Here is a 17,607-nt window from a genome sequence, read left to right as displayed (position 1 = left end):
CATTGTAAGACATTCCATATGCTTTTAGTTCAAGTCCTATCCATTTAATTAAAAAACAACTTTATTTGTTTATAATTACATTAAAATTTAAACATAAAAACTCACATATTATTAATAATTTATTAAAGCAACGTTCATCTTAATTTCAGCCCGTTCCAAGCTTTAGAACCTATTTTTACACTGAGAATTAATATACTAAAGTGAAGAAAATTTTAACGTCTGTTCTATTGTGTGCATCCATCTATTTTTATGCACAATCCGGGACCGTTTCCGGAAATATCAATGATGATTCGAAAATTACATTACCGGGAGCAAAGATCTCCCTTGCACCTGGAAACATTTATACGACATCGGATGAGCATGGAAATTTTGTTTTCCTGAATGTTCCTGCGGGAAATTATACAATGAAGGTAGATTATATGGGATATGGCAGTAATGAATACAACATTGTGGTGGAAGCAGATAAAAACACCAGACAAAACATCATTTTTACCAGAAAAGAAACCCAGATTAAAGAGGTTGTGGTAACCGGGGCCACTTTACGGAACCAGGCCAGAGCCCTGAATAAACAAAAGAATAATGCCAATATTACCAATGTAATCTCTTCTGATCAGATTGGGCGTTTTCCGGATGCCAATATTGGGGATGCTTTGAAAAGAGTTCCTGGAATTACGATACAGAATGACCAGGGGGAAGCAAGAAATCTTATCATCCGAGGGCTCGCTCCCAATCTGAATTCGGTGACTTTAAACGGTGACCGTATCCCATCTGCAGAAGGTGATAACAGAAATGTTCAAATGGATCTGATTCCGTCCGATATGATTGCAACAATTGAAGTCAACAAAACATTGACGCCGGATATGGATGCGGATGCAATAGGTGGATCTGTAAATCTTATTACAAGAGCTTCACCTAACGGGCAAAGAATTTCCGCAACATTAGCAGGCGGATACAATCCGATTCGTGAAAAGGGAAATTATACCGCAGGCTTCGTATATGGAAACCGATTTCTGAATAATAAACTGGGTGCCGTTTTTAGTTTTTCCTATAATAATAACAATTTCGGATCGGATAATATAGAACCGACCTGGAGCCTTGCCGAAGATATTGCAAAGACAGCCTATGTCAGTAAAATGGGAGTTCGTTATTATAATGAACATCGTATACGACATAGTTTTGACCTGAATATGGATTATGAATTCAATTCGAAAAACAAAATTTATGCTTCTGCAATGTATAATTTCAGGAATGATAAGGAAAACAGGTATGCTTTGGGCTACAAAATAAAACCTGTGTATAATACGGATGAAACTGAAATCACAGGATGGAGCGGAAGTATTACGAGACAAGATAAAGGTGGAGATGCTGCTAACGATAATACGCGTCTTGAAAAACAGAAAGTTCAGAACTATGCATTAAGAGGAGAACATCTCCTGGGTTCCAAAATTGATCTGGACTGGTCTATGAATTATGCTACCGCCAGTGAAAAAAAGCCTCATGAACGACATATAGAGTTTGAACGTAAAAACGTAAATTTCCTGAGTGACCTCAGTGATCCGGAAAGACCAATGATCAATCCTGCAACATCAGATAATCTCGGGAGTTATAAATTAAGTGATCTTTCTGATTCCAACAGTTTCACCCAGGAAAAGGAATTCGGAGCAAAAGTAAATCTACGTTTCCCACTTTCTGTGATTGAGGATCAGAAAGGAAGATTACGTGTGGGAGCGCGTTTACGTATAAAACAAAAAGAAAGAGAAAATGATTATTATGCTTTTGAACCGCTTAACAGTTTGGGAAGTCTTTTAACGGTTCCAACTACCTATTTTGATGGTTATAACTTTCAGCCGGGTAATTATGTTCCGGGGGCTTTTGTAAGTACGTCGTACATGGGAGGACTGGATCTGTTTAATCCCAATCTATTTAAAGGAGAACTTAAGCCGGAAGAATTCCTTTCCAGTAACTACCGTGCAAAAGAGCATATATATGCCGGATATATCCGATGGGATCAGGATCTCAGTGACAAATTCTCTATGATTGCCGGTGCGCGTCTTGAAACGACCACAATTGATTATACAGGAAACTATGTAATGGATGAAGAAAATCTTGTAGGAAAGATCAATAATAAAAACACATACACTAATATTTTACCTAATATTTCCTTCAAATATGTTCCGGAACAGAATCTTGTTTTCCGGGCTGCTTTTACTACGGCTTTGGCACGTCCTAATTATTATGCACTCGTACCTTTCTTAAACGTTATTTCGGCAGATGAGCTGATATCTGCAGGAAATCCAAATCTTAAAGCAACATATGCGTATAATTTCGATTTCATGGCAGAAAAGTACTTTAAATCAGTGGGGATTCTTTCAGGAGGTGTCTTTTATAAAAACCTGAAAGACTTTATTTATACCTATTCCAGAAAAAACTATACAGCGGCGGATTTTTCACAAGATTTTACAGGTCAGACCAATCCTATTCCTGACGGGGAGAGTAACTGGAGATTTACGCAACAAAGAAATGGAGATAATGTAGACATCTATGGTTTTGAGGTCGCTTTACAGAGACAGCTGGACTTTATTCCGGGGGCATTCTGGAAGGGTCTTGGAGTATATGTTAATTATACCTATACTAAATCCAAAGCCAAAGGAATTACGAACGAAGAAGGTGTGGAAAGAACAGATGTAGGATTACCGGGAGCAGCTCCCCACATGTTCAACGGATCTCTGTCGTGGGAAAATAAACGTTTTTCAGCAAGGGTTTCTATGAATTATGCATCTTCTTATATTGATGAACTGGGTGGAAATTCGTTCGATGACCGCTATTATGACAAGCAGTTGTTCCTTGACGCAAATGCCTCATTCAAAATTACCAGCCAGCTGAGAGTATTTGCTGAAGCCAATAATTTAACGAATCAGCCGTTAAGGTACTATCAGGGAATTCAAAGCAGAACAGCTCAGGTAGAATATTACAGGCCCCGGTTTACGATGGGTGTAAAGTTTGATTTTTAATGTTATACAGAATGATAAAGATAAATACACGTGTTGCTCTCATCATGTTACCTTTGCTCATTAATTGTGCAGGACAAAATGAATTGGGAAAAAAAATAGAACCAACTGTTATTACAGAACAGGTCGGTTATGATACCGATGACCCGGCTATCTGGATCAATCCGGAAGATGCTTCAAAAAGCATTATCATAGGTACCGATAAGGATACCAATGGCGGGCTGTATGCTTTCGACCTGAATGGAAAGATCATTAACAAAGTTACGGGCTTAAAACGTCCGAATAATGTAGATCTCGAATATGGATTTTATTTACACGGAAATACAATAGATTTTGCTGCCGTTACAGAAAGGGAAACGAATACAGTTAGACTTTATTCTCTTCCTGAATTAAAGGAAGTTGGTGCATTCCCTGTTTTTGATGGTGAAAAAGAGCGATCTCCCATGGGAATTTCTCTTTATAAAAACCCTGAAACAGGCGATTTTTTTGCTGTTGTCGGAAGAAAATCCGGACCGGCAGATGGCTATTTGTGGCAATATAAATTAACCGAAAAAGAAGGGAAAATTACGGGCGAGGTTGTACGGAAGTTTGGAAAATACAGTGGCTTGAAAGAAATAGAAAGCATTGCGGTGGATGATGAAGCAGGATATATTTATTATTCTGATGAACAATTCGGGGTGCATCAGTATTATGCAGATCCATCTAAAGGAAATGAGGAACTTCTGGTTTTCGGAAAGGGTGATTTCACATCTGATGTGGAAGGAATTTCCATCTACCCTACTTCTTCAAAGAATGGATATATCCTTGTTTCCAACCAGCAAAAAGATACTTTCAACGTCTATATGAGGGAAAATCCGTCAAAAGGAAAGATTGCAGAAATTCCGGTTTCAACCAGTGAAAGCGATGGTTCGGAGGTTACAAACGTAAACCTTGGTCCAAAGTTTCCAAAAGGGATGTTTGTAGCAATGAGCAACGGAAAGGTTTTTCATCTGTATGACTGGAGAACGATTGAAGATAGAATTAAAAGCCAGATAAAGAACTGATTTTCAGTATGGATAACTGATGTAAAATATATTCATCATTGAAATACCACGGTTGAAATCTATTTTTAATATAGAAAAACAAGAAGCCTTTACTATTACGTAAAGGCTTCTTTCCACCAAAAGATATAAATATGAAAAAAAAATATTTATTCTGAAATCCGGATACCGCAAGATCAAAGCTTACCGGTATGTGCTGAAAGCTCTGTGGCTTCAAGCATGATATAATGTAAATCTGTGTTTTTTACGAAAGGTTTTAGCAGTTCACTTCCCGGCCCGAACATGGCAAGTTCCACATAATCACCCGAGTGATCCATGCTGATCCAGCCAACAGAATTATGCTTTTTCTGAATTTCCGAATACAGTTTAAAGGGAAGCTTTTTATAATTATATAACCCACCTTCTTTATCAAGACTGGTGTAGAAACTTAAAAGACTTTTAGCTTCATCATCAGCCAGGCTTATGGCGTTGGTCTCATAGATCCAGTCTTTCGTTTGCTGCAGGTTAAAATCGGGATGGATTGCATTCAGGACATATTCATTGGTGAATTTATAATGGGCAATAGTATTGAAGTTTCGGGTAGCATCCGCGCCATAAATTGTTCCCGGATTGGCATTGCCGTGATCTGTGGTGATAATAACCAATGTGTTCTTATCTTTTTCAGCAAAATCAACAGCTACTTTTACAGCTTCTTCGAAAGCAATCTGATCATGGATAAGTGCCGCAACATCATTTGCATGTGCAGACCAGTCCACCTTACCTCCTTCAATCTGAAGCACAAAACCTTCTTTATGATCTTTCATCTGGTCTATTGCCGTCTTTGCCATCTCAGCAATTGTTGGTGTAGATTGTAAAGCTGCTATATTAGCCCTATCAATTGAATAAGGTAGTGCTCCTGTATTGAATACTCCTAATACCGGTTTGCTTTTATCGATATTCTGCAGATCCGAACGGTTTTTTAGAATCTGATATCCTTTTTGTTTATACAAACCGTATACATCTTTTTTGTCTTCTCTTTTCGCGGGATTAAAAAATTCATCTCCTCCCCCCATCATCACGTCAAATCCTATTTCAGCATACATTTCCGCAATTTCAGGCTCGGCATTCCTGCTGGCTGAATTGATACAAAAGCCGGCAGGTGTGGCATGGGTAATGGTTACAGTAGTGACACATCCTGTTTTTTTACCCGCTTTTTTAAATTTCTGCCAGATGGGAACATATTTTTCACCATTAGCGCCGATATTTAGTACGCCATTCTTTACCCTGAACCCACCACCGAAAGATGAGCTTGCAGCAGCAGAATCGGTAACAATTGAACTCGCAGAGGCAGTATCCATCAATGCTCTGGATACTTTATTTTCTTTATATAAATTGATCCAGTTTCCACTTTTCCCAAGGATATTCTGGGAATACAGGTTCGCTAACGCCAGTGTTCCGGAACTCATTCCATCGCTTACCATAAAAATGATATTCTTAGCTTTTTTGTAGGATTTGGGTTTTACAGCAGGTTCGGTGGCCAGAACATTAACCGGATTAATTGCAAACAATCCGGAAAGCAATGCCGAACCTTTTAGAAACTTTCGTCTGTTCATTTTCATTAACATTTCACGATGCAATATAGATAATTAAAATTTAATAATGAAACAATGTTGCATTAATTAATTGTAAATTTAATTTTAACAGAATTGATCATATATTCTGCGGAAAAGGATCCTGAAAAATTACAGATTCATCAAACATTTTCTTTTCATCTCCGGTTAAGAGACAATACTCCAGATCTGCCATCATCTTTTCCTGATCTAAATTCTGCCCGATAAAGACCAATTCATTGATGCGGTCCCCCCAGTTTTTATCCCACCGGCTTTCTATAAATTCCTGATTTTGCAGAAATGAAGAATACTGCACTCTATTGCTCATAGGCATACTGGACCACCATACTCCTGCTTTTTCAAGACGGAAAGAACCGCCTGCCTGCGAAAAGTTCAATGCGTCATCAGGACGTGAAGCAAGCCAGAATAAACCTTTTGCCCGTAAAGCACCTTCCGGATATTGTTCGTTCAGATAGGTCCATAACCTCATCGGATGGAATGGCTTTTTGTTTCTGAAAACAAATGATCCTATTCCATATTCTTCAGTTTCCGGAGTATGATGTTCTGCTTCCAGCTCTTTCTGCCATCCGGCAGATTGTTGGGCTTCTTCAAAATCAAATAAATGAGTATTCAGTATTTCCCCGGGAGCTACTTTCCCAAATTCAGAAGTGATAATCCTTGCAGCAGGATTCAACTTTCCGATGGTTGCTTTTAAAAAGCCAATAGTTTCTGAGTTTACCATATCCGTCTTATTCAATATGATTACATTGGCAAACTCTATCTGATCCGTCAGCAGATTTACGATCGTACGGAAATCACCTTCCATATCAGTAAGATCGCGGTCCATTAATAACTCGTTGGAGCCAAAATCTTTAAAAAAATTAAAGCAATCCACTACAGTAACCATTGTATCTACATAGCTGAATGCGGAAAGATCAATCCCGTTTTCCTCATCTGCATAGGTAAAAGTTTGTGCTACTGGAACAGGCTCACTGATACCGGTGCTTTCAATTAAGAGATAATCAAATCTTTTCTCTTTTGCCAGCCGTTCTACTTCAATCATCAGATCTTCGCGAAGAGTACAGCAGATACAGCCATTACTCATTTCCACCAGCTTCTCTTCTGTACGGGATAATGTACCCTGATTTTCTACAAGGCGTGCATCGATATTGATTTCACTCATATCATTAACGATTACCGCTACTTTTAAACCTTCTTTATTGTGTAAAACGTGATTCAGTAATGTCGTTTTTCCGGCACCAAGAAATCCGCTGAGCACGGTTACGGGAAGTTTATTCTCCATAATAGGTTAATGTTGATGATTATTAAAATTGAAAATATGGCCTGCAATTAAACCTGCAGCTCCAACATATATTAAAGGAATATGGATTTCAAAAATCAGGTCTACCAATACAGACACGGAGATTAAAAGAATGGAGATCCAAAACCACCATTTCAGCCATGTTTTTGAGATTTTCTTCGTGACTCTATAAACTACGATGGCTCCGATGAGCAGAAACGCCAGATCGATATAGGGATTGTGGGATATTCCAAGGGGAACGATCATCAGTAAAGGAAAGACAATACAATGAATCAGGCATAAAACCGCTGCGGAAATACCTACTGCATCTAAAATTTTTGATTTCATAAATGATATTTAAGTTTAAAATACTTATCGTAACTTTGTTGCAAATGTAGATATTAATTTTAATTAATGCAACAAAGTTGCAATAAAATCATGAAACAAGTCAGAAACACCCAGGCCAAAACAGAAATATTAAACATTATTAATAGCTCTGACAGCGCATTATCTCACACTGCTATCCAGGAAAAAATCGGGGATCTGTGCAACCGTGTTACCACTTACCGCGTGCTCGACCGTCTTGAAGAGGAAGGAAAAATCCATAAGATCGTTAATGTGGATGGTGTTGTAAATTACGCAAAATGCCATCATTGCACAGAAAATGATCACTCTCATAATCATATTCACTTTAATTGTGAAAAATGCTTGTCTGTAACATGCATAGAAAATGTGGTTCCTGAAATAACACTCCCTAAACACTTTGTTGCCAAAAGCTACAATTTTGTGGTAAGTGGAATCTGTCCGAAATGCTATCAGAACTAACAACAGGTTACTTTAAATAAAGTAAAATATCTGTGAATTGCTACACGTTTTTTATTTATTTTTGATTTCAGGACATTTCAGCGTAAAAAATACATGAAAGGGTTCTATATCACGAATATGAAAAACATAAAATTTTCAAAAATCTTCAGGCTGGTTCGTTGGAAAGAATTTCTGGCAGTTATTATTTTATTACTGGCCTTCGTATTTTTCCGCAGTGAAAGACACGAACTCGCAACCATAGGCCCTCAATTGCAAAACTCAAAATTAAGCTGGGTTCTGACAGGTATACTTTTAACATTGATTTATGTCCTGCTCCAAGGTTTAATGTATGTAACGAGCTTTCGTGCAACCCAACTGAATGTAGGGATATCTGATGCCACCGTTTTATTTTTAAAACGAAACTTTCTCAGTGTATTTCTTCCTGCCGGAGGTGTAAGCTCGCTGGCATACCTTCCCAGGAATATCAGAACAAAAGGATATAAATCCTCCAAGATCCATCAGGCAAGTGCAATTTATGGATTTGTAGGATTACTAACGGTAATGATCGTAGGAATCCCGTTAATTGCTTACGCAGTCCTGATCAATAAAAGCTTCAATGACAGCTGGGTGGGGATTATTGTCTTGGCTGCTATTCTTTTAGGCAGTTATTCAGTATTCGTTTCGTTCCGTAAGAAAAATTCCTTCTACCAGTTTCTGGATCGGAAATTTCCTAAATTCATTGCTTCCATAGATGAGATATTCAATAATGAAATCGACAGAAAGTATTTCTGGATCACTATTTTAGTTTCAGTACTTATTGAATTCTGTGGTGTTTTCCATCTCCTGATTGCCATGTATGCTTTCGGAGTTCCGGCATCATTTTCTGCTGCAGCGATATCGTATGTTGTTTCGATTCTACTGATGATCGTCTCCCCTTTCCTCCGTGGCTTGGGAGCCGTGGAGTTTTCGCTTACCTATATTCTTACGAACTTCGGATACAGCCACGCTGACGGTTTAGGCATTACTCTGCTCTACCGTTTTTTTGAATTCTGGATTCCATTGGTTCTTGGGATTTTTGCTTACCTATGGAGCGGACGGAAACTATTGGCCCGTATTTTACCTGTAGTTATGATTTTTTTATTGGGCATCATCAATATCCTTTCGGTAATTACTCCAGCCCTTACGGATCGTTTACACATCCTGAAAGGGTATCTGCCCTGGGAGCTGATCCATATTTCCAAAATGATCACGCTCATTTCCGGGGTCTTGCTGCTTGTAACCTCCGCTAATCTTTTCCGGGGATATAAAAGAGCCTGGTATTTTGCAGTAGTACTCACCATAGTATCCATTATTTTTAATTTGTCTAAAGCACTTGACTATGAGGAGGCCTTATTTTCTGCATTTACTTTGGGACTTCTCTGGTACAGCAGAAAGGAGTATATCTTTACGACTAAAATCGTTTCTTTACAAAGAGGTTTCAGCTGGTTTTTAGGAATATTCACCATTATCCTTATTTTCAACTATTTCAGCTTTTACTTTATCAGTAAATCCCATTTCGGCATTGATTTTACAAAGAAAGAAGCCCTTTATTATACATTGTACACATTCCTGCTGTTCAAAGATTCGGGACTTACCCCTCTTACCGGATTTGCACGGGATTTCCAGAACCTTAACTATATTCTTGGGGTAATTTCCTGGTTGGTGCTCATTCTTTCGTTTTACAGAACTCATTCCTGGGTCGTGAAAGATGAGAAAGAAAATGCCATTAACGCTAAACAGCTGATAGAAGAATTCGGAACATCTTCATTGGATTATTTTAAGTTGGCCAAAGAAAAGGAGTTTTATTTTTCTGAAGAAATTAATGGGGTTGTGTCTTTTCGTACGGCGAATGGATTTGCAGTTGTTCTCGAAGAGCCCGTATGCGCTGAACATCACAAAACAGACCTGATCAGGGAATTCGATCTGTTCTGTAAGAAAAACAATTTAAAAACCTGCTATTACAGAGTGAGTGAAAGTGGTATTATTTATTTTAATCCCTTAAAAAAACAAAAATTGTTTATCGGTCAGGATGCCATCCTGGATGCTGAAGGTTTTACGCTTACAGGAAAAGATAAAAAGACGATCAGGAATGGCATCAATGCGGTTGAAAAGTCCGGTTATATTACGGAAATACGATATGCGCCTCAGGATGATAAAACTATAGACCAGATCCAAAGTGTTTCTGATGAATGGCTCAGGGAATTTGATAAAAAGGAAATTGTTTTTGCAGAGGGAATGTTTGATCGCGATACGGTAAGAAACCAGGATCTTATTACCATTTCTGATAATAACGGACGATGCGTTGCATTTCTGAATATAATTCCCCATTGTGCTCCTGACGAGTGCAGCTATGATATGATCAGAAAAACTGAAGATGCTCCCAACGGCAGTACTGATGTACTGATCGTAAAACTTGTAGAATATGCCAAAAGCAAAAACCTGAAATACATAAACATGGGAATGACTCCAATGGCAGGGATACAACAGACCCATAATACGGCTGAGGATATCATGAAGTTTGCATATCAGAGGGTCGGTAGCTTTAAACATTATCAAACACTGCGAAACTTTAAAGAGAAATATGCCAGTCTCTGGGAAGATCAGTATCTTGTTTATAACAGTGATTTTGAACTGCTCCAGATACCAACGGCATTAAATAAAGTGATGAAACCATAGAAAAATGATGAATAGACTACGAAAATTCGGCAATCTCCTATCATTATCCCTACTGATCATTTTTTCAGGCTGTCAAAAAGATAATGACTTCAAAATAACGGAATGGAATTCAAACACCGACAAACCTGTTATCTTTTACATCAGTGGCGACGCCGGCTTTAATACTTTTACAAAAGGCCTGGGTACAGATCTCCACAAATTAGGGTATGATGTGTTTGCTTTGGACACGAAGGCTTACTTCTGGAATAAAAAAACACCGGAACAAACTTCCGGAGATATAGAGAATTACATCAACCAGCAATTGCAGGGACGGAAAAATCAAAAAGTAGTTCTTCTTGGGTTTTCATTTGGTGCTGATGTAACTCCATTTGTATATAACCGTTTTACTCCTGATCTGAAAAGCAAGATCCAAAAAGTATTTATTATGGGGCCTTCCAAAAGCAATGACTTTCAGATTCACCTGGATGAATATTTTGGAGTTGAGCCCAAAGGAAGTGTACAGGTCATCCCGGAGATCAACAAAATGGGAACAGTTCCTGTACTGCTTATTGTAAGTGATTTTGAATTTGCCCATTTTCCGTATTATGAAATAAAGCTGGGTAGTAATTATAAGATGAAACATATTCCGGGAAACCATCATTACGGAAATAATACGAAGATGCTGGCCAACTTTATCAATCTTAATTTATAAAATACAGCGACCGCACCGGTTGGAAAAATTAATAACCTTGAAGTCATCAACAAAAAATAATATGAAAAATAAACCAATAACAGAATACACCAATGAGGAACTCATTAATCAGGAAAAAAATTCAAAAGCAATAACCATTTTGCTTATGGTTGCTATTCCACTTTTATTCTTTAGTAATCTTTTTATAACATTCAAACACAAATTCAGTGCTTTGGCCGTGATTCCTATCGCTCTGGTTCCTATTTTAATTGTAAATATTAATAAATGGAAGCAACTTAAAAAAGAAAAGGCCGATAGAAATCTATAAAATAAAAGCCTTCCAGAATTATTGAAAGGCTTTTAAAATAGGAATATAAGTTAATCCCGTTTCTTATTGATATATTTTTCAAACCGTTTTAAACCTTCTTCCAAAACTTCTCTGGGACAGGCAATGTTCATTCGCAAAAAACCTTCCCCGGAACTGCCATACATTGTTCCCGGATTCAGCCACAATTTTTCTTCCTTAAACAGGAGTTTTGAAAGTTCTTCAGATCCTTTACCCAAAATCCGGCAATCCAGCCATACAAGGTAGGTCGCCTGTAATAGGCCAATGGTTATATTGGGTAAATGATCTTTGCAGAAATCTTTTAAAAACAGATAATTATTATACAAATATTCTTTTAATTCCTCCATCCAGTCCCTTCCATGTGTATAGGCAGCAATTAAAGCTTCAGCCGCAAATGGATTGATACCATAAGTCTCCTGTACGGATAATATTTTTGAAATTTGTTTTTTAAACTCCTGATCTTTAGTAATAACATATGACACAGGCAGGCTGGACAAATTAAATGTTTTACAGGGAGAACCGCAGGTTACAGAAAGTAGATCATAATCTTCCGCTACAGAAAGAAATGGCACATGCTTGTTTTCTTTATACACGATATCGGCGTGAATTTCATCAGAGATAACCATCACATTATGTCTCGAACATATTGAAGCTATTTTTTCCAGTTCCTGTCTTGTCCATACTCTTCCTACAGGGTTGTGGGGACTACAAAGCAGCAGCATTTTATTCTGAGGGTCTGAAGCCTTCATTTCGAGGTCTTCAAAATCAATCTGATAGTTTCCGTTTTCGTAGATCAGATGATTTTCAACCGCATGGCATCCGCAATTTTCAATCAGTAAAAAAAAATGGTTGTATACAGGTGATTGTACTATAATATGATCTCCCGGCTGAAGGTATGTTCTTACAATAGCAGAAATTACCGGAATCATTCCCGGAACAGGAAGCAGCCATTCTTTTTTTAAACTGACCTCATGACTTGTTTCCCACCAACTGATAATTGCATCATAAAGTGCATGGGGAGTAAAGCTATATCCAAACATTCCCTGTTCAGCTTTCCGTGAAAGAGCATTTATGATTTCAGGAGGGGTTTTAAAGTCCATATCAGCCACCCACATGGGGAGTACATTATCATCTGCCACAGAATCCCATTTGATGGAATTGGTGCCTCGTCTGGAGATTATTTCGTCGAAATTATAAGTCATTGAATTAAGGAGTATCTAGATAGTTTTTGAGATCTGAAATATTTTTTATGTTTAATTGCCGGGCCTGTTCCCGTCGCATCATCAGGGCGTAGGAATTATTAAACCCTAAAGGCTGAAGCCATTCTATACCATATTGTTTTTTAAATTCCGCGTTTACATAGTTGTAGGTTTTTTCAGGACTTGGGCTCACCTCTTTTAAAATTGTTTCCGAAGGTTTTAAAAGGACCAAAAGGCCTGTTCCCGTATATTCAGGATAGAAATCAATGGCATCATTAACTAATGCATCGAAACAAATTTTCGTTCCTCCCAAGCCTGTTTTGGTTTCTACTTTATAATCCGTATTGCCTTCAATAAGCATCTTATACATTTCTGTAAGAATATATTGCTCTCCAAAAATTTTGGAGCCGATCCGCACCGTCCCTCCATTCCCTTTTCGGGAATTTTTGAAAAGATCATGCTGCTTCAGGAAGTCCTTTGCAATTTTTTCCGGGGTTTGGTGGAGGTAATCAGACCGATAATTAAGATCCGTCATGACAGAGTCATTGAATTTTCCTGCCAGCAAATTGAGCGTTTCTTGCAGCTGCGGAAACTTTTGTAATGTTTTTGTCTTTATAATGGGTGCGGCAAAATACGGTGGAAATATTTTTTTATCGTCCTCCAGTACATACAGATCATAGGCTTTAATCCTTCCGTCTGTAGAATATCCACTTATGAGATCCAGTTCCTTATCGTAAGCTGCTTTATACATAATGGCATCACTTACAATAAGTGGTTTGGCATTAAGCCCGTATACTGATCTCAAGCCAATATCTCCATCCTGCCTTCCCATAAATTCAGGCGTAAAACCTGCTTTAAGCTTGGTTCCGGAGTAGGAATTAAACACATATACACCTCCAATAATAACCAAAACTATGGGAATAATGAACAGCATCTTACGAAGCCTCCTATAGCCGGATTTCTGTAAAACAGCAATCAGCTGATCCAGGATAATAGCCAGTAACGCAGCCGGGATGGCTCCTGCTAAAATCATATTGGTATTATTAAGGGAGATTCCTCCAAATATAAATTCTCCTAATCCTCCTGCCGCAACAAATGAGGCTAAAGTTGCCACACCTACATTGATTACTGCGGCTGTCCTTATTCCTGCAATGATTACAGGCATTGCCAATGGAAGCTCTACTTTGAACAAGAGCTGTTTTTTGTTCATTCCCATTGCCTGGGCAGCTTCTACAACCGAAGGATCTACTCCCGTAATTCCAGTATAGGTATTCCGTATAATTGGTAGAAGGGCATATATCAGTAATGCTACAATGGCTGGAGTAGCCCCGATGCCAAAGGCAGGAATCATAAATCCAAGTAAAGCTATACTCGGAATGGTTTGCAGTATACCGGCAGTTCCCAGGACAGGGTTGGCAAATAATTTCTTTCTGGCGATGAATATTCCTAACGGAACACCCACAATTATTGCCAGGAGTAATGATACAAAAGTAAGCCCAAGATGCTGTATAATCTGGAGAAGAAGTTTATCCTGCTGTTCGGCAATAAATTGCCAGAGGTTCTGCTGTGTCATTATGCCTGTGCTTTTCTGTAAAGGTTAAATGCCTCGCTCAGTTTTTCGTACTGATCCGAATAGCTTTTATCTGCACTGAGTTTCTGTAAAATATTCCACACATTTTCCTTTCTATCAAATTCTTCCCTCAAACTTTCGTTCTGTTCAAGAAAAGGACTTATATTATCCAGCGTGGCAACTTTATATTCAAGCAAAAGCCTGTTTTCTGCAAAGAAATTTTTCACAAAATCCCCGGCAGGATGATAGAGCATTTCCTTGGGAGTTCCGATCTGGACAATCTTTCCTTCATTCATAAGGCAGATCCTTTGCCCCAGCTCGAAGGCTTCCTGTACATCATGTGTAACAAGAATAATGGTTTTATTTTTAAGTTCCTCTAATGATTTAAATTCAGAATGAATATCCGCTTTAGTAATATTATCTAATGCTCCAAAAGGCTCATCCATTAATAATATTGGGGTATCTGCTATTAAAGCTCTTGCGATCCCGACCCGTTGCTGCTGTCCGCCGCTTAATTCCTGGGGAAAACGGGAAAGCAGTTCTTCCGGCAGGTGAAGCTTTTCCATAAGTTCTTCCGTTCTGCTTCTGATCTTCTTTTTCTCCCATTTGAGCAGCTCGGGAACCACAGCAATATTCCGGCGGATGTTATAATGAGGAAAAAGCCCGGCATGCTGCATAACAAAGCCAATATGCATGCGGAGTTCTTCCGGTTTCTTTTCAAGAATATTTTGTCCGTCAATCCAGATATCACCAGAATCAGCTTCTATCAGACGGTTGATCATTTTCAGGGTTGTGGTTTTTCCACAACCGCTTGTTCCGAGAAGCACCAGAATTTCTTTATCCTGTGCTTCGAAAGAGATATGATCAACGGCAATCCGGTCATCAAATTTTTTGGTGAGTGATTCTACTTTAATCATAGGCAGGACTTATCTCGCTAATCTTATTCCTGTAAACTGCCACTGAAGACTTGCATGAAAGAAATTCCTGTATGTATTTCTGCTATGCCCTTTCGGTGTAGCTTCGGAAGCCCCTCTTAAAACCATTTGATTGACCATAAACTTTCCGTTATACTCGCCTACGGCACCCGCTTCTTTTTTAAATCCGGGATATGGTAAATAAGCACTTCCCGTCCATTCCCACCTTTCTCCCCACTGAAAATGTACGGAAGCAACCTCCCACTCCGCTTCGGTTGGAAGACGCATTCCTTTCCATGCTGCAAAAGCTGAAGCTTCATAGAAATTGATGTGACAAACCGCTTCGTCAGGATCTACTTCCTGTAAACCGTCTAAGGTATAATACATCCATTTTTCATCGATCCAATGCCAATATAGCGGTGATTTCACCTCATTTTGTTTCACCCAGTCCCAACCCTCTGCATGCCAATGTCTGAAATCCCTATATCCGTTGTCATTTATAAATTCCAGATATTCGCCATTGGTAACCAGACGGTCACTTATTTCAAAATTGTTGAGGTATACTTTATGTCTTCCCAGTTCGTTATCAAAGCAAAAGCCATTACCATTAAAACCAATTTCATACACCCCTTCACTTAATCTGATCATTTCACCGGTCAGAACTATTTCCTTGCTCTCTTCCTTATCTTTCCGGTACGCCGGGAAAAGAGGATTGTGACCTAAAATATATTTGATGTCCGTAAGCAACAACTCCTGGTGTTGTTGTTCATGATTGAGTCCCAGCTCCAAAAGCGGCTCAATGGAAGGGTTCATAAATTCACTCTGAAGAAAAGCAGTCATCTGGCGGTCCACATATTCCCTGTAGCGATACACATCTGCCACTGAAGGGCGGCTCAAATTACCCCGGTCTGTACGGATGACTCTTGCTCCTATGGTTTCGTAATAGCTGTTGAATACAAAATTATATTGAGGATCAAAAACAGTGTACCCCGGAAAATTCGGAACGAGAATAAAGGTTTCAAAAAACCATGTGGTATGTCCTAAATGCCATTTTGGCGGGCTTACATCCACGATAGGCTGTACGACAAAATCTTCAGTCTCAAGAGGAGCACAAATAGCCAACGAATGGCTGCGAATATTCCTGTAAGTCGTTACGGCATCAATAATCTTAGGATTTGCTATCATCTTTTTAGATTTTTTATTATTTATTTAAACTTCCAGACGGAGTCAATAAACCATTTCTTCGAGTCTTTAATTTCTCCGTCAATCTCAAAGCCCGTTTTCTTTGCCAATTCTTTTATATCGGCCTCAGAAAATTTCTGTGAAACCTCCATATCTATCAGTTCATTTTCCTTAAATATAATCTCCGTATGATCTATATTTACCACCTGATCGGCCAGACTCACGAGATAACTCCTGCATGCTCCGCTTACAGGATCATACGTCTGATAATGCTGAAATTGCTCAATATTAAAATCAGCATTAAGTTCCTTATTGATACGCGTAAGAAGATTAAGGTTAAAAGCTGCTGTTATACCGGTGGCGTCGTTATAGGCATTTAAGATGGTGTGAGGATTTTTTTTAAGATCAAACCCTATCAGAATCCTGTCTCCGGGATTCAAGTGATCTTTCAATCCTATACAAAATGCATTAGCCTCTTCGAGTTCCATATTACCGATGTTCCCTCCCAAAAACAAAATGACTTTTCTTCTTGAGGAAAGCGAGGCCGCTTTATTGAGCATTTGAAAATATTCTCCCTCGAGCTGGGTAACTTTTAAATCAGGTATCTCCTTTTTTAATTTCTGATCCAGGACAGATAAAATATTACCTGAAATATCAATGGGCATATAAGTAAAATCCAACCCCTTATCTATCATATATTTAAGAAGATAGGTCGATTTCATAGCATCACCTGCCCCCAGTTCGATCAGATCGAAAGGAGTATTGTCAAAACCTATCAGATTAGCGATATCGGCTGTTTTATTTTGAAATATATCAAGCTCACATTGGGTAAGATAGTATTCAGGCATTGCCATTATCTTCTGGAAAAGCCGGTCTCCTACTTCATCATAAAAATATTTTGAAGATAATCTTTTGGGATTGCTATCCAGTCCTTTTTTTACATCGAGGAAAAAATTTCCGGTCTTATTGTGATTGTTTTTTATTTGTGAATTGGTGTTTGAGTTCATTTTACGTTTTCATTATAGTTCGGTAAGCACTACAAATTACCGTCCTCCTCATTACTCTTCATAAAAGTAGTTGCTTGGCGCATTCAATATAATTAAATGTACACTTAAATTTTGATTTAGCTATTCTATTTTCCATCTTTTTAATAAAATTATGAAAATTTAAAAGTCAAAATTCATATTAAAAAGTTCTTATTAATAGCAGGTTATTCACTCCCAACCCTGAAAAATGTCCGTTAAATAAAATATACCTCAGAAATATGATT

14 protein-coding genes are annotated in these 17,607 nt (G+C 38.3%); 6 read left to right on the top strand and 8 right to left on the bottom strand.

Features of this window, described 5'->3' with window-relative positions:
• Positions 1–200 precede the first annotated feature (200 nt).
• Together AC0INN_RS04450 and AC0INN_RS04445 are read left to right on the top strand one after the other, a co-directional pair.
• A complete protein-coding gene (locus AC0INN_RS04450) occupies positions 201–3,011 on the top strand; it encodes a TonB-dependent receptor (protein ID WP_306611952.1) in 2,811 nt (936 codons plus the stop codon).
• A gap of 44 nt (positions 3,012–3,055) precedes the next feature.
• Positions 3,056–4,051, top strand: a complete 996-nt coding sequence (locus AC0INN_RS04445) for a phytase (RefSeq protein WP_306612903.1) — start codon at positions 3,056–3,058, stop codon at positions 4,049–4,051.
• A 173-nt stretch (positions 4,052–4,224) separates the two neighbouring features.
• Here AC0INN_RS04445 and AC0INN_RS04440 read toward each other — a convergent pair whose 3' ends face one another.
• From AC0INN_RS04440 to AC0INN_RS04430, 3 genes are all read right to left on the bottom strand, one after another.
• Positions 4,225–5,640: an alkaline phosphatase gene (locus tag AC0INN_RS04440; protein ID WP_273647781.1), complete on the bottom strand. Its 1,416-nt coding sequence runs from the start codon at positions 5,638–5,640 to the stop codon at positions 4,225–4,227.
• A 97-nt stretch (positions 5,641–5,737) separates the two neighbouring features.
• Positions 5,738–6,940, bottom strand: coding sequence for a GTP-binding protein (locus tag AC0INN_RS04435; RefSeq protein ID WP_273647780.1), 1,203 nt, complete (start codon positions 6,938–6,940; stop codon positions 5,738–5,740).
• A gap of 6 nt (positions 6,941–6,946) precedes the next feature.
• Entirely contained in the window at positions 6,947–7,285 is a 339-nt protein-coding gene (locus AC0INN_RS04430) for a MerC domain-containing protein (protein WP_273647779.1), read from the bottom strand.
• A gap of 90 nt (positions 7,286–7,375) precedes the next feature.
• Between AC0INN_RS04430 and AC0INN_RS04425 the strand changes: the two genes are divergently transcribed.
• The 4 genes from AC0INN_RS04425 (at position 7,376) to AC0INN_RS04410 (ending at position 11,454) form a co-directional block, all read left to right on the top strand.
• Positions 7,376–7,762: a Fur family transcriptional regulator gene (locus AC0INN_RS04425; protein WP_172283402.1), complete on the top strand. Its 387-nt coding sequence runs from the start codon at positions 7,376–7,378 to the stop codon at positions 7,760–7,762.
• Between the two features lie 117 nt (positions 7,763–7,879).
• A complete protein-coding gene (locus AC0INN_RS04420; protein WP_273647778.1) occupies positions 7,880–10,456 on the top strand; it encodes a phosphatidylglycerol lysyltransferase domain-containing protein in 2,577 nt (858 codons plus the stop codon).
• A gap of 4 nt (positions 10,457–10,460) precedes the next feature.
• The gene (locus tag AC0INN_RS04415; RefSeq protein WP_273647777.1) at positions 10,461–11,147 is read left to right on the top strand and encodes an alpha/beta fold hydrolase; all 687 of its coding nucleotides are present in this window, start codon (positions 10,461–10,463) and stop codon (positions 11,145–11,147) included.
• A 61-nt stretch (positions 11,148–11,208) separates the two neighbouring features.
• Positions 11,209–11,454 carry a redox-active disulfide protein 2 gene (locus AC0INN_RS04410; protein WP_306611948.1) on the top strand — a complete coding sequence of 82 codons (246 nt, stop codon included), beginning with the start codon at positions 11,209–11,211 and terminating at the stop codon, positions 11,452–11,454.
• Between the two features lie 50 nt (positions 11,455–11,504).
• Here the strand turns inward: AC0INN_RS04410 and AC0INN_RS04405 are convergent, their stop codons facing one another.
• From AC0INN_RS04405 to AC0INN_RS04385, 5 genes are read right to left on the bottom strand one after another with little or no spacing between them, the layout of a single operon-like run.
• Positions 11,505–12,674, bottom strand: coding sequence for a MalY/PatB family protein (locus tag AC0INN_RS04405; RefSeq protein WP_273647776.1), 1,170 nt, complete (start codon positions 12,672–12,674; stop codon positions 11,505–11,507).
• Positions 12,675–12,678: 4 nt separating this feature from the next.
• Positions 12,679–14,244 carry an ABC transporter permease/substrate-binding protein gene (locus AC0INN_RS04400; RefSeq protein WP_306611946.1) on the bottom strand — a complete coding sequence of 522 codons (1,566 nt, stop codon included), beginning with the start codon at positions 14,242–14,244 and terminating at the stop codon, positions 12,679–12,681.
• Positions 14,244–15,158 carry an ABC transporter ATP-binding protein gene (locus AC0INN_RS04395; protein ID WP_273647774.1) on the bottom strand — a complete coding sequence of 305 codons (915 nt, stop codon included), beginning with the start codon at positions 15,156–15,158 and terminating at the stop codon, positions 14,244–14,246. The genes AC0INN_RS04400 and AC0INN_RS04395 overlap by 1 nt, the downstream gene beginning before the upstream one ends.
• A 9-nt stretch (positions 15,159–15,167) precedes the next feature.
• The gene (gene egtB, locus AC0INN_RS04390; RefSeq protein ID WP_273647773.1) at positions 15,168–16,340 is read right to left on the bottom strand and encodes an ergothioneine biosynthesis protein EgtB; all 1,173 of its coding nucleotides are present in this window, start codon (positions 16,338–16,340) and stop codon (positions 15,168–15,170) included.
• Positions 16,341–16,360: 20 nt separating this feature from the next.
• A complete protein-coding gene (locus AC0INN_RS04385) occupies positions 16,361–17,344 on the bottom strand; it encodes an L-histidine N(alpha)-methyltransferase (protein ID WP_273647772.1) in 984 nt (327 codons plus the stop codon).
• Positions 17,345–17,607: the final 263 nt, after the last annotated feature.

It is taken from the genome of Chryseobacterium subflavum (genome assembly GCF_055762745.1).
This window is presented reverse-complemented; position numbering and strand designations above follow the sequence as displayed.